The organism is Thiothrix caldifontis (assembly GCF_900107695.1).
Taxonomy (GTDB): domain Bacteria; phylum Pseudomonadota; class Gammaproteobacteria; order Thiotrichales; family Thiotrichaceae; genus Thiothrix; species Thiothrix caldifontis.
Genome location: NZ_FNQP01000010.1, coordinates 108,584 through 122,175, shown reverse-complemented (window position 1 = coordinate 122,175; position 13,592 = coordinate 108,584). Strand labels below are relative to the sequence as shown.

The window sequence follows — 13,592 nt, the reverse complement described above, 5'->3', positions numbered from 1 at the left end:
CCTACCCCGTCTTTATAGAGCATTAACCAACCTATGAATAGTCTGGAATGGCGTGTCACCGCCTCGCTTGCAGCCATTTATGCCGTGCGAATGTTAGGTCTGTTTATGATCCTGCCTGTGTTTGCGCTGTATGCGGAAACCTTGCCGGATTCGACCCCGTTTCTGGCAGGCTTAGCCATTGGCATTTACGGCCTGTCACAAGCGGTGTTTCAGATTCCACTGGGAATTCTCTCGGATAAAGTAGGCCGCAAACCAGTGATTATTGGCGGGTTACTGATTTTTGCCGCAGGCAGTGTGGTTGCAGCCCTCGCCCAATCCATGTGGCTCATCGTCATTGGGCGCATGATTCAAGGCATGGGAGCAGTTGCAGCACCAACCATGGCACTTGCGGCTGATTTGATTCGTGAAGAACACCGTATACGCACCATGGGGGTTATCGGTCTAACCATTGGCGTATCTTTTATGCTAGGGATGATTCTAGGGCCAATTGTCAGTCAAGTCGGTGGTGTACCCAGCATTTTCTGGCTCACCATGCTGTTAGCATTACTGGGCATTGTGTTGGTCATGTTTGTTATTCCCACACCTGCTCGCACCCTCCAGCATCGCGACGCTGGCATTATCAAAGGCTATTTGGGTATTGCACTCGGCAATACCGCCTTGTTACGCATGAATGCGGGCGTATTTATCCTACATTTGGTGATGACCGCCAACTTTTTGGTATTACCAACGCTATTTACGCATGAATTAGGGCTGCCTACCGCAGAGCATTGGAAAATTTATTTACCCGTTTTCATCGGCTCATTTTTACTTTCTATTCCCTTGATTATTTTGGCTGAAAAGCAACGCAAGATTCGCCCCCTCTTATTGGGTTCCACAACGGCATTAATTGCCGCAGAACTGCTCATGGCGGTGGGTCACGCTCAGATTAGTTGGTTATTACTTGCTTTTGGGCTATTTTTTATTGGCTTCAATTTTTTAGAAGCAGTGCAACCCTCCTTGGTCGCTAAATATTCCGACGTCAATACCAAGGGAACGGCGATGGGCATTTTCAGCAGCTCACAATTTCTCGGCATTTTTGCGGGTGGCTCATTGGGAGGCATGGTCAATCATACCTGGGGTGCAACCGGTGTCTTTTTATTTAGTGCCGTTATTGTCGGCTTATGGCTGTTAGTTGCCCTGCAATTGCCCCAACCCACCTTCTATACGAGCAAGTTGCTGAGGCTTGACCCCTTACTGTTTTCAGATCCGCAACGCTTACACGCTGAGCTGTTAGCCGTATCCGGGGTCAAAGAAGTCGCTCTCGCCGTCGATGAGTGCATTGCTTACCTAAAAGTTGAGAAAGCCATACTGGATCAAACAGCCTTGGATGCATTCTCCCCCCCTTCAGCGTAGAATCTTACAGAAATATTCACATAAGGAACGAACATGGCACGAGGTATCAACAAAGTCATTTTGGTCGGCACACTGGGCAAAGACCCTGAAGTCAAATATATGCCCAGCGGTGGTGCCATTACCAATGTTAGCATCGCCACCAGCGAACAATGGAAAGACAAGCAAAGTGGTGAGAAAAAAGAAATCACCGAATGGCATCGCGTGGTCTTTTTCAACCGGTTAGCGGAAATTGCCGGTGAATACCTGCGTAAAGGCCAACAGGTTTACATCGAAGGCAGATTGCGTACCCGTAAATGGCAGGGTCAAGATGGTCAGGATCGCTACACTACGGAAATTGTCGCCGATGACATGCAAATGCTGGGGGGACGCCCCGGTGGCGGCATGGGAGCAGGCAACTACGAAGACTCACCACGTAGTAGCGCCCCTAGTCATACCCCAGCATCTGCACCTGCTGACAGCCACTCAAACCGTGGTTTTGAAGACTTTGATGATGACATCCCATTCTGATGTTCATCTAGGGCGTACCCTTGTATAAGCTGGCCTAGTTGCCAGTAGGCAAGCATGTCCCCTCTCCCTATAATCTTTCCCAGTGCTTGTACTGGAGAAGCGCATAGACGCCAGCTAGGAGGAATACAAGCACTCATTATGTTGTGACAAGCTATTAATACACAGACACAACACTAAAATTAAAAAAGCCATTTAAAGCCACCTATTGATAGGTGGCTTTTTTCTTTGCTCAACTCTCAAAACCTTGACCAATCCATGCAGTAAGTGTTTCGTGGAACATCACATCAGTCAGCTCCTCTGTAATCGCCGCCTCAATGTCTTCTGCCTCATGCTCTTGCACTTCTGTTTGTGCGGTTTCCAGCATTTCAGCACGCACTTGCTTTAGGTAAGCCAAAATCTCTTCAGCTTCAGTGCGCTCAATCGGCAGCATCCCAAAACTAAAAATGTACTGATTATCAGGCAAACTCAATAAACGTGAAGCGATACAAATATTGCTAGGAATATTGGTGGCATCCAGTTGCGCCAACACGGTTGGTTCACTCACCCCTAAGCGACGCACTTCAACTTTTTTGCCAACCTTACCCACAACTTCCCACAGGGCGAGTTCGGAACGCGCGAACGCTTCCAAATATTGGCACGCAAACGACTTTTCCTCTTGCTGTACCCGGGCACGCATGAATTCTTGCAATACCGTTTCACCGTCTTCATTGGTTTCGGTGGTCACAAAGTGTTCAAAAACATGGGAATGTACCATTTGCCCTAAAGGTTCTTCTTCCAGATAGTCCAATACCTCATCACCAGACAACTCCAGCATTTCAGCAGCATAGGCAATGGCATCAGAGAAAACTTCTACCATCCACTCTTCCCAAGGCGGGTTAGCAATATAAGCACTCAGCAGCTCCATTGTGCCGCTGACCTGTTTTTCCTGTTCGGCTGTAATCATGGGATGAATCCTTTTTTCATGGTGGTAAACCGTCATTCTACAACAACCCACGTTCAGCAAACGATACAACTTGGTCACCAATCACAAAATGATCTAATACCCGTACATCAATCAAATGCAAGGCATCTTTGAGCTTTTGGGTAATTCGCTCATCGGCTTGACTCGGTTCAGCAACACCTGAGGGATGATTGTGAGCAAAAATAACGGCGGCAGCATTGTGATAGAGCGCACGGCGCACCACTTCACGCGGGTGTACACTTGCACCATCAATTGTCCCTCGGAACAGTTCCTCATACTGAATCACGCGGTGACGAGTATCCATAAACAAACAGGCGAACACCTCGAAACGGTAATCGCGTAACTTAGAAGTGAGATAAAAACGTACTGCATCAGGATCCGTCAACGGGTCACCACGGCGCATTTTTTCGCTTAAGTAGCGACGGGACATTTCTAACACGGCTTGCAGTTGCACGTATTTGGCTTCGCCCATACCGTGCGTTGCACAAAAATTTTGTGCATCTGCGTCAAATAATTGACGTAAACTACCAAACGTTTGCAACAGCTCCCGCGAAAGGTCTACCGCCGTCTTACCCTTGACGCCAACCCGCAGGAAAATTGCCAGTAATTCGGCGTCAGATAAGGCTTGAGCGCCACGTGATAACAGCTTTTCGCGGGGACGTTCGTCAAGAGGCCAGTCGGTAATTGCCATAATGTTGTGCTTTTATTGTTTTGTATTATTGAAGGGTTTAGAACACAAATCTTATGTCATTCCTTCCCGGTAAAAACATCCTTTTAGGGATAAGTGGCGGTATTGCCGCCTACAAATCTGCCGAACTGGTACGTTTGTTGGTAAAACAAAGTGCTAACGTTCGGGTTTGCATGACAGCTTCCGCTCAAGCGTTCATTACCCCGCTGACGCTGCAAGCGTTGTCCGGCAATCCAGTGCATACCGAATTGCTCGACCCGCAAGCCGAAATGGGCATGGGGCATATCGAATTGGCACGCTGGGCCGATGTGATTCTGATTGCGCCCGCCACCGCCAATACCTTGGCACGTTTAACGTGGGGCATGGCAGATGATTTGTTGAGTACGGTTTGCCTTGCCTCCACTGCCCGCCTCATCGTTGCCCCGGCAATGAATCAGCAAATGTGGAAACATGCCGCCACCCAACACAATCTGCAAACCTTGCAACATCGCGGCGTGACGGTGTTTGGTCCGGCTGAAGGTGTGCAAGCCTGTGGCGATACCGGCTTGGGGCGAATGCTCGAACCTGCGGACATTGTGCGCGAATTAGCAAGCTGTTGCGCCACCGATCAATTGCTGCAAGGGGTGCGCGTCTTAATCACCGCAGGCCCCACCCGCGAAGCGATTGATCCGGTACGTTTTCTCACCAATCGCAGTTCCGGCAAAATGGGTTACGCCGTCGCATCCGCAGCGGTCAGCATGGGCGCGGACGTTATGCTGGTTTCCGGGCATGTGGCGCTGGATTGCCCCGCTGGGGTTAGCCGCGTTATCACAGAATCGGCTGCGGACATGCTCAACGCCACCCTTGACGCCGCCAAACAAGCCGATGTATTCATTGCCACCGCTGCCGTTGCCGATTACACCCCCGTTAACGTAGCAGACCGCAAAATCAAAAAGAACGCGGCAACCCTTCATCTGGAAATGCAGCGCACCACCGATATTTTGGCTACCATCAAGCAAACATACCCGAACCTGTTCACCGTAGGCTTTGCCGCCGAAACCCACGACCTGATGACCTACGCCCGCAGCAAACTGGAACGCAAAAACCTCGACATGATTGCAGCAAATTCGGTGGCGGATGGCAAAGCCTTCGACCAACCCACCAATGCGCTCGAAGTGGTGTGGAAAGACGGGCATACCTCCCTGCCTGAAATGGATAAACACGCGCTTGCCACCGCCTTGATGCAATTAGTGGCAGCCCAATACCTGCAACGGAAGCAACCGACACATGACCACGATTGAATACAAAATCCTCGACCCGCGCATTGGCACTGAATTTCCGCTACCCGCATACGCCACCACTGGCTCAGCGGGAATGGATTTACGCGCCTGTTTGGATGTGCCGCTGGAATTAAATGCAGGGGACACAACCCTCATTCCAACTGGCATTGCGATTCACATCGGCGACCCTAGTCTTGCTGCCGTCATCTTGCCACGTTCTGGGTTGGGGCATAAGCATGGGATTGTATTGGGGAATTTGGTTGGTTTGATTGATTCAGATTACCAGGGGCAATTGTTCATTTCCTGCTGGAATCGGGGCAGTGCCAGTTTCACGATTCAACCGGGCGAACGCATTGCGCAACTGGTGTTTGTGCCGGTGGTGCAAGTAGCGCTGCAACAGGTCGACGATTTCGACCAGTCGCACCGTGGCAAAGGTGGCTTTGGGCATTCCGGTAGGCACTAAACCATGAGTATTCCACAACCACTCGTCTCGCATTCCTTATTCCGTGCTTATGATGTGCGCGGTGTGTATGCTGATAACCTCACCGAACACAGTGTGCGCTTGATCGGGCAAGCCATCGGCTCAGAATTGCGTGATCGGGGTGATCAGGGGGTGGTGGTTGGGCGCGATGGGCGACTTTCCAGCCCAGCATTGGCGCAAGCAGCCATTGAAGGTTTAATGGCGACGGGTTGTCGTGTCACCGATGTTGGTTTAGTGCCAACGCCGGTGTTGTATTTCGCCGTACAGTCGGGACTTGCACCGCACGGGGTGATGATTACTGGCAGCCACAACCCTCCCGACCAAAACGGCATTAAAATCGTGATCAACGGCGAATGCCAGTATAACGAGCGCATTCAACGCCTGTACGAACGCATTATTCGCGGGGAACTCTGGCATCAACCCACAGCGGGAAGTGTGCGAACCGCCAGTATTCTGAGCGCGTACCAACACACGGTATGCCAGCAAATCCACCTGCAACGCCGATTGCGGATTGGGCTGGATTGCGGCAATGGCGCGACTGCGTTGTTGGCAGAACATTTGTTTCGGGATTTGGGTTGCGACGTTCACCCGCTATTTTGTGAAGTCGATGGCAATTTTCCCAATCATTCCCCCGACCCGACCCAACCTGCGAATCTGCAAGCGCTGCAAACCTTGGTACGCGCACAAGGGCTGGATATTGGCATTGCCTTTGATGGCGATGGCGACCGCCTGATTGCGGTAGATGGTAACGGGCATATCCTCTGGCCTGACCGTATCCTCATCTTGCTCGCACAAGTGGTGTTGCAACAGCAACCGGGGCGAATGGTGGCCTACGATGTGAAATGCACCTATCGGCTGGATCAAGCTATCCGCGATGCGGGTGGTGTTCCCGGCATGTGCATTAGCGGGCACTCCTTACTGAAAAAATTCATCCATGAGCATGATGCCATCCTCGGTGGTGAATTCAGCGGGCATATCGTGCTGCGCGATCGTGGTATGGAATACGACGATGGTATGTACATCGCCGCCCGCTTGCTGGAAGTGTTGTCGCATGAAACCGCTACTCCCGCACAAGTATTCGCCCAGATTCCCGAAGGTTTCAGCACCCCGGAACACAAGGTGTACTTCGCCTCCTACGAAGCAGCGGCAGCGGCCATGCAATGTTGGATGCAACATCAGCAACTGCAAGCGCAACGCCTGCTCACGCTCGATGGAATGCGTGCCGAATACGCCGATGGCTGGGGTTTAGCACGTGCCTCCAATACCAGCCCCACCATTACCTTGCGCTTTGAAGCCGATACGCCGGAACGCTTAGAAGCCATCCGCGCCCTGTTCCGCGCAGATATTCAACGCCTGCAATTGACCCCGGAGGCATTGCCGTTTTAATCTTGCTCCCCTTACCCTCAAGGATTCTCACCACATGAGCAAGAAACAAAGCAGTTCGCAAGACAATGACCCAGAATTCTGGGACTTGGCAGAGAAATTTATTGAGTTGGCGAATACCTCGGTCGACACCAGCGATTTAGGCAAAGTTGGCGCTGCCATGCTGTATGCAGCAGCGCGTTTTAACACTTTCGTGGTTGCCGCCTCCTCGCTTGACCGCAAAGAATTCATCGAAGATGCTGACGATACGATGGATTACCTCAGCAAACAATTCCGCCACATGCTCGGCGACAACCTGCGTGATTTCAAAGACAACTACAAGGTCTATATCAAACATGACGACGAACAGCCCGAATAATACCGCTGCCATTCTGATGGAGGCATTGCCTTACATCCAAAAATATTCCGGCAAAACCATTGTGGTCAAATACGGTGGCAATGCCATGACTGACCCCGCATTGCAACAAAGTTTTGCCCGTGACATCGTGTTGCTGAAACAAGTCGGCATTAATCCCGTCGTTATTCACGGTGGCGGCCCGCAAATCGGCAACTTGCTCAAACAAATTGGCAAGGAAAGCCATTTCGTGGATGGAATGCGCGTCACTGATGCGGAAACCATGGACGTGGTGCAAATGGTGCTGGGTGGTTTGGTCAATAAGCAAATCGTCAATATGATCAACCAAGCAGGCGGACGCGCGATTGGTTTGACCGGCAAGGATGGCAATATGATTATTGCCCGTAAGCTGGTACTGGAACGCAAAGCTGCCGAAAACCAACCTTCTGAAATCATTGACCTTGGTCATGTCGGCGAAGTCACTGACATTGATGCCAGCGTAGTACGGATGCTGGAAGAGGATCGCTTCATCCCCGTAATTGCCCCCATTGGCGTAGGGCGCGACGGCACGAGTTACAATATCAATGCCGACATCGTGGCAGGCAAAATGGCGGAAGTCTTAAATGCTGAACGTTTGCTACTCCTAACCAATACTCCCGGTGTACTCGATAAACAAGGCACTTTAATCGAAACCCTGAGTCAGGCTGGCATTCAAGACTTGATCGCCGACGGCACGATTCAGGGCGGTATGTTACCGAAATTGGCTTGCGCTACCGATGCCATTTCAGCGGGCGCGAAAAGTGCCAGTATTATTGATGGTCGAGTGCCGCACGCAGTGTTGTTGGAACTGTTGACGGATCAGGGCGTGGGGACGATGGTGACTCCTTAAGCAACTTGCTCAAGCGTTCCCGGTCTTTTTCATAACGCTGGCGCAGACGGTCTTGCTCGGTTTGGTTTTCCTGCAAGGCATGATCGTAAACTGCCAGCGTTTTTTCAGCATCGTCGACATAACCTTGGAGTTTTTCACGCTTGGTGAAGTCGTCTATTTTACTCACCTGTGCTTTCACAGAAGCTAATTTAGCCTCCAAAGAGGCGCGGCGCTCATTGATAGACTCGGTATTTTTAGCCAGCACCGCTAACTTACTATGAAAAACAGCTTCAAGCTCACTGGTATCGGCATAATTAGCCAGCAGGTGATTGTCTTGTTCTTGTTGTTTATTTTCCATAGCATCGCGTAGTTTTGCTAAGGTCTCACGGCGTTTAAGTGCGGCAATGTCTTCCTCACTCGGTGCTGCGGGGAAGGTTTCAATCGTCATGCCTTGCTTATTGAGCTGACTATGCCCTTGCTTTTCGATAGTGGGGGGTACAACATCTGAATAATGCACTGCACCAGCAGCATCTACCCAGCGGTATAAGCCAGCTTGCACTCCATTAGCGCAGAGCAACATGGCAGCTACAACGATACGCGATAATGTGATAAATGGGCTCATAATCTATAAAAATATCAAATGATTTATATACCCAGATTTTTATCACTTACTCACTCGTAAATCGCTGTACAGGCAGAAGAGCGGGGGAATTAGCGTTACGAAATGCACAATGCCCCAAAGTAAGGGGCATTGCAGCACTTAAATGTTAACGAACGGTGTAGAAAGCATCCGGCACACTAGAGCGGATACGCCCCAAGTTGGCTTTTGCTTCACTTTCGCTACTGAAGGGAACGCGAACTTTGTAGTAGCCACCGACTTGATCAACCACAGCATTGAAGCCCATGGATTGCATCTGACTACGCATCGCTTCTGCTGTGCCGCTATTAGGGCTAGCAACGACCTGAACTGCATAAGACCCCCCAGCAGTGTTGCTATAAGAGCCTGAATAACTACCGCTGGTACTACTGCTCGGTGCAGAATAATCGTAATAGCTGCCGCTGGTAGAACCAGTCGTTGTGCTGCCATAAGCAGAACTACCGGTTGAACTGCCTGCACCGTAGTCATAATAAGAGCTATTATTAGGCGTTGTATTGGTAGCGGCAGGCGTCGTACCAGTGTTATAACCGTAATCAGTGGAAGCCGTAGTTGTCGTGCCATAACTATTAGCACCGTAATCACCGCCAGTCGTTGCCCCTGCTTGTGGAGCTGTTCCAGGTACAGGTGCGCAACCAGCCATTAATGCTGCCAAAGTCAGCGCAACCGCGCTCATTTTCATTTGATTATTCATAAGTCTAAGCCCCAAGTGCTGATGGATTGTTGTTTTGATAGACAATGCTATGTTTACGAAGGTTCCCAAACATGCTGTCATTCTTACGAAAAATGTTCGTAGCCCTGTCGGTTATCAGCAAAGGTGTAATCAATGACCAAACCGTCCTGATTCGCATCCACTTCCCCGATAACCGTGACCTGAACCTGTTGCCTACCTGCTGCTTGCTGCACCTCGCATAAATTTTGCTTGGGCATGGTAAACAATAATTCGTAATCATCGCCTCCCCTGAGTGCAAAGTCCAGTCTTTGTGCTAATGCAATGTGTTGTAATGCCGCAGAAAAGGGGATCAAAGTATGTTGCAACCGCGCCCCCACCCCCGATGCACGTAACAAATGCCCCAAATCAGCCAATAAGCCGTCGGAAATATCCATGCAAGCATTGGCTCTTCCTAACAAGCTATTCGCGAATGCCAAACGTGGCGAAGGGTAATTCAAACGTTGAATGCAAAACGCTGCTGCCTCCGTCGGTAATGTCAAACGTTGTTGCAAGACGGCCAAGCCTGCCGCTGCATCCCCTAAAGTACCAGACACGCAAATAAGATCACCGTGTTGCGCTCCGCTACGCAATAATGCTTTACTCGGCTCCACAAACCCCATGACCTGAATGGTGATACTCAAAGCACCCCGCGTTGTATCACCGCCAATCAAAAAGATACCATGCTGTTCTGCCAACTCCCGCATTCCCCGAGTGAACTCCCTGACCCACCCTTCATCAGCCGCTGGCATCGATAAAGCCAATGTAAACCAAGCCGGTTCCGCCCCCATCGCTGCCAGATCACTCAAATTCACCGCCAAGGCTTTATAGCCGATAGCATGTGGCGCAGTTTCCAGAGGAAAATGTACTCCCGCATTCGAGGTATCAACCGACACCACCAACTGTTTAGCTGCCGGAACCCGTAAAACAGCCGCATCATCACCCACACTAACGCACACATTATCAGGCTTAGGTTGCCAGAAAAAATATTCGCGGATTAGATCAAACTCCGACATACTACCGCCCGTTAATCGTTAAATAATAAACTCTGGCAGATTTCCACAACCCCAGCCAGATGTTTTATGCTAAATGCTAACAATGGAACAGCCAACGCGGGCTGTACGTTTTCTTGCTGGAGCATAAATGGATACAAGCTCAGAAACAAAAATTGGGTGCTTACATGTCGTTGGCGTGATTTTATTAACAGTATTTATCTCTGTAAGCGTCACGCTGTGGGTTATTCAATACTTCTTATTTCCCAAACCGTTTAAACCTGTCACCCTTGATGAGCGTGAAACGACGGTATTGGAACAAAAGCTCCAACGAATCGGTTTACCCGCACCCCCAGATGATCTCACGCCCGAACCGTATACCGAAGTCGGTGCAAACCGTGAAATTTCGCTCACGGAAAAAGAGCTGAATGCTTTACTTGCCAAAAACACCGACATGGCAGAAAAAGCGGTCATCGACCTTGCTGATAATCTTGCAAGTGCCAAAATCCTGCTGCCGCTTGACCCCGATTTCCCGTTTATCGGCGGTAAAACGCTCAAGGTGAATGCTGGCATGGAATTGGCCTACGCCAACAACAATCCCATTATCAAACTCAAAGGCGTAAGCGTTTGGGGTGTAGCCGTGCCCAACGCATGGCTAGGCAACCTGAAAAACGTAGATTTGGTCAGCGAATTCGGTGGCAATGCCGGTTTCTGGCAATCCTTCGCCGCTGGTGTCGAAGACATCCACGTTGAAGAAGACCATTTGCTCATTAAGCTCAAGGAATAGCGCCTACAGCACAGTGCCGCCGCGCGTGGTCGGATCATACGCCAAGGTCATGCCGGATGCGCTATCCGCCGCAAATTGTGCCAACACCGCCTCTGCTTCAGCCCAATACGGCTGTTGCTGAGCATGTTGCAACGGCGTGAAATGGCGACTGTATAAGCGCGACAAGCGTGCTTGTGCCGCCAAATCGCGATAATCCGCCAATGCCTCCACCACCGCAATGGCGGCTGCGCGGTTATTGCACATCAACAATTGATCACACCCTGCTGCCAAGGCTGCTTTTGCCCGACCCACAAAATCTCCTACGGCTGCCGCTGCTGCCATATCCAAGGCATCGCTGAAAATTACTCCCTGAAAGCCCATTTGCCCGCGCAAAATCTCTTGCAACCATCGCGCTGAAAACCCTGCTGGTGCAGCGTCCACGCACGAATACACAACGTGTGACGGCATCACCGCCTCCAGCCCTTGCGCAATCAAATGCCCGAACGGGGCAATGTCTTCCGCCCACAAAGTTGCCCAACTGCGTTCGTCACACGGCAAGGCTTCGTGCGAATCTGCCGTCACACCACCATGACCTGGGAAATGTTTGCCGACTGACACCATGCCCGCCAAACGTGCGCCTTGCATCCAAGCGCCGGTCAATGCCATTACCGTCGGCGTATCTTGCCCAAAAGCACGATCACCGATCACCCGACTCAGCCCACGATCAAGATCCAACACGGGCGCGAAGCTGAAATCCACGCCCACCGCTTGCAACTCGGATGCCATCAGCCAGCCCATGCGTTGCGCCGCGTGCTTCGCCGCCTCCGGTGATTGTTGGCGCAACGCTGCGTAATACCCTGCTGGCGGCAAACGGTGGAAACCTTCACGAAACCGTTGCACTCGCCCACCTTCCTGATCCACCGCCACCAGCAAATGCGGTTCGCGCACTGCCCGAATCGCTGCGGTCAACGCCACCAATTGCATCGGATTTTGGTAATTACGCGCAAACAAAATCACGCCTCCCACGGCGGGATGTTGCAATAATTCACGGTCTTCAGCACTCAATGCCGTACCGGCTACATCCAGCATGACTGGCCCCAATGACATCAGGTTTGCTCCTTATGTTTTCTATGGAATATGCGCCGCATCCTGTAACAACTGGCGCACCAGTGCAACCGCTTCGGCAAGACTTTCGCCCCACGTAATAAACCCATCCTCATGCCCCAGCATCACAACCGTGTTACGCGCTGGCTGAGTATCGCGCAACACAGCTTGCATCACCTGCGCCATTTGCGGCGTGCCATAGGCGATATCCGCCGCCATACATACCAATCCCAACGCCTGCGCTTGCTGCCAAATCCGTGGATGATGCCCGTGAATAACCGCGTTGACGGTTGTTGGCATACACTGGTAAATCGCCGCATGGGTCATGGCTTCCGACGACGGTTTCCGCGCTCCAAACGCTTGCAACCAATGGCGTTTGACATCGTAAGACAGCACTTGCGCATAGTGTTGCGCGGTCAATGTTGGCAAATGCCCCGTTTGCGTCCCCGTAATCACAAACGCGCCTGTCGATTCACGCTCCACAGTACGCACACTGACATTACCATAACCCAAACCGCCGTAACGCAGATCATCCTGCCCGACCACACCCCACTGCCACAACAAACTACGGCTGTGATTGAGCGCGTCAAAATCAGGGCAATCCAATCCTTCGTCACTCGCGGTGTATGACAAGGTAAATTTAATAACGCCTTCAGCTTCTGGCAGGTGCATACGCTTTCCTGTTTTGTGATACTTTCGGGATTATGCAAGTAAACATCCAAACCTTACACCACAGCGAAGATGAATTCGGCACAATCACCGTGTTGGACGACGGCGAATGCCGCATTCTAGCCTTTGCACCCAATGATGAGCAAAGCCGCTGCTTAAAATCCGCCCCGCACGTCTTACAATACGAATACACCCAAGCCATGTTGCTGGTGCTACTATTCTGCCAACCCAAACGGGTACTCATTTTAGGTTTAGGCGGCGGCAGTTTGGTCACCGCTTTGCATCGCCACATTCCCGGTATTCACATTACCGCCGTGGAATTACGCGCCACCGTGATCGAGGTTGCCCAGCACTTTTTCCAAATGCCGCGCAGCAAACGTTTACAAATCATCCAGCAAGATGCCGACGACTTTCTGAACAACGCAGAATTGCGCAAAGTTGATGTAATCTTCGCCGACCTTTACCACGGTGATGGCGTGGATCATGTGCAATTGCGAGCCGATTTTGTCGCCCGCTGTGCCGCCAATCTCAAGGAAGACGGCTGGCTAGTGATGAATTGCTGGACAGAACAGCGCGAAGACCCCTTGTTACGCGATGCCTTACGCACACACTTTACCGACATTCGTACCGTGCTGACAGCCAGCAAAAACTGGGTGATCCTCGCGGGCAAAGTTCCCGATCAACAAACCACCCGCGCCTTGAAAAATACCGCTGAACACCTCAGCGCCTCGCTTGGCTTCCCGTTGATACGCGTCCTCATGCGCTCGCGGGCATTAGGCGAATAGCCTGTGTTATAGTGCTTCCCATCAACTTAACCGGAAAAA

General features: G+C 51.2%; 16 protein-coding genes. 9 read left to right on the top strand and 7 right to left on the bottom strand.

Features of this window, described 5'->3' with window-relative positions:
- Positions 1-33 precede the first annotated feature (33 nt).
- The gene (locus BLV87_RS10090; protein WP_093068253.1) at positions 34-1,392 is read left to right on the top strand and encodes an MFS transporter; all 1,359 of its coding nucleotides are present in this window, start codon (positions 34-36) and stop codon (positions 1,390-1,392) included.
- Between the two features lie 33 nt (positions 1,393-1,425).
- Positions 1,426-1,899, top strand: coding sequence for a single-stranded DNA-binding protein (gene ssb, locus BLV87_RS10085; RefSeq protein ID WP_093068251.1), 474 nt, complete (start codon positions 1,426-1,428; stop codon positions 1,897-1,899).
- 229 nt (positions 1,900-2,128) lie between these two features.
- On the opposite strand, the gene BLV87_RS10080 is transcribed toward ssb, so the two are convergent.
- Together BLV87_RS10080 and radC are read right to left on the bottom strand one after the other, a co-directional pair.
- Positions 2,129-2,842, bottom strand: coding sequence for a hypothetical protein (locus BLV87_RS10080; protein WP_093068248.1), 714 nt, complete (start codon positions 2,840-2,842; stop codon positions 2,129-2,131).
- 37 nt (positions 2,843-2,879) lie between these two features.
- A complete protein-coding gene (gene radC / locus BLV87_RS10075) occupies positions 2,880-3,551 on the bottom strand; it encodes a RadC family protein (RefSeq protein WP_093068245.1) in 672 nt (223 codons plus the stop codon).
- 53 nt (positions 3,552-3,604) lie between these two features.
- Here radC and coaBC point away from each other — a divergent pair, with 53 nt between their 5' ends.
- Genes coaBC through argB form a run of 5 tightly spaced genes read left to right on the top strand, consistent with a single transcriptional unit; the run spans position 3,605 to position 7,894 of the window.
- On the top strand, positions 3,605-4,828 hold the full coding sequence (coaBC, locus tag BLV87_RS10070) for a bifunctional phosphopantothenoylcysteine decarboxylase/phosphopantothenate--cysteine ligase CoaBC (protein WP_093068243.1): 1,224 nt from the start codon (positions 3,605-3,607) through the stop codon (positions 4,826-4,828).
- Positions 4,815-5,270, top strand: a complete 456-nt coding sequence (dut, locus tag BLV87_RS10065) for a dUTP diphosphatase (RefSeq protein ID WP_093068240.1) — start codon at positions 4,815-4,817, stop codon at positions 5,268-5,270. Before coaBC ends, dut begins: the two co-directional genes overlap by 14 nt.
- Before the next feature lie 3 nt (positions 5,271-5,273).
- A complete protein-coding gene (locus BLV87_RS10060; RefSeq protein WP_093068237.1) occupies positions 5,274-6,674 on the top strand; it encodes a phosphomannomutase/phosphoglucomutase in 1,401 nt (466 codons plus the stop codon).
- 34 nt (positions 6,675-6,708) lie between these two features.
- Positions 6,709-7,029 (top strand): DUF3144 domain-containing protein, encoded by a 321-nt coding sequence (locus tag BLV87_RS10055; RefSeq protein WP_093068234.1) that lies wholly within the window; start codon positions 6,709-6,711, stop codon positions 7,027-7,029.
- A complete protein-coding gene (gene argB, locus BLV87_RS10050; RefSeq protein WP_093068231.1) occupies positions 7,007-7,894 on the top strand; it encodes an acetylglutamate kinase in 888 nt (295 codons plus the stop codon). The genes BLV87_RS10055 and argB overlap by 23 nt, the downstream gene beginning before the upstream one ends.
- On the opposite strand, the gene BLV87_RS10045 is transcribed toward argB, so the two are convergent.
- From BLV87_RS10045 to thiL, 3 genes are all read right to left on the bottom strand, one after another.
- The gene (locus BLV87_RS10045; protein WP_093068228.1) at positions 7,815-8,495 is read right to left on the bottom strand and encodes a DUF4124 domain-containing protein; all 681 of its coding nucleotides are present in this window, start codon (positions 8,493-8,495) and stop codon (positions 7,815-7,817) included. The genes argB and BLV87_RS10045 overlap by 80 nt on opposite strands.
- Before the next feature lie 145 nt (positions 8,496-8,640).
- Positions 8,641-9,222 carry an SPOR domain-containing protein gene (locus tag BLV87_RS10040; RefSeq protein ID WP_175517903.1) on the bottom strand — a complete coding sequence of 194 codons (582 nt, stop codon included), beginning with the start codon at positions 9,220-9,222 and terminating at the stop codon, positions 8,641-8,643.
- Positions 9,223-9,305: 83 nt separating this feature from the next.
- Positions 9,306-10,253, bottom strand: a complete 948-nt coding sequence (gene thiL, locus BLV87_RS10035; protein WP_093068222.1) for a thiamine-phosphate kinase — start codon at positions 10,251-10,253, stop codon at positions 9,306-9,308.
- A gap of 127 nt (positions 10,254-10,380) precedes the next feature.
- Between thiL and BLV87_RS10030 the strand changes: the two genes are divergently transcribed.
- A complete protein-coding gene (locus BLV87_RS10030; protein WP_093068219.1) occupies positions 10,381-11,016 on the top strand; it encodes an arginine N-succinyltransferase in 636 nt (211 codons plus the stop codon).
- Positions 11,017-11,019: 3 nt separating this feature from the next.
- Here BLV87_RS10030 and nagZ read toward each other — a convergent pair whose 3' ends face one another.
- Entirely contained in the window at positions 11,020-12,102 is a 1,083-nt protein-coding gene (gene nagZ / locus BLV87_RS10025) for a beta-N-acetylhexosaminidase (RefSeq protein WP_093068216.1), read from the bottom strand.
- A 21-nt stretch (positions 12,103-12,123) separates the two neighbouring features.
- Positions 12,124-12,771, bottom strand: a complete 648-nt coding sequence (locus BLV87_RS10020) for a class II aldolase/adducin family protein (protein ID WP_093068213.1) — start codon at positions 12,769-12,771, stop codon at positions 12,124-12,126.
- Between the two features lie 32 nt (positions 12,772-12,803).
- Between BLV87_RS10020 and BLV87_RS10015 the strand changes: the two genes are divergently transcribed.
- A complete protein-coding gene (locus BLV87_RS10015) occupies positions 12,804-13,553 on the top strand; it encodes a spermidine synthase (RefSeq protein ID WP_093068210.1) in 750 nt (249 codons plus the stop codon).
- Positions 13,554-13,592: the final 39 nt, after the last annotated feature.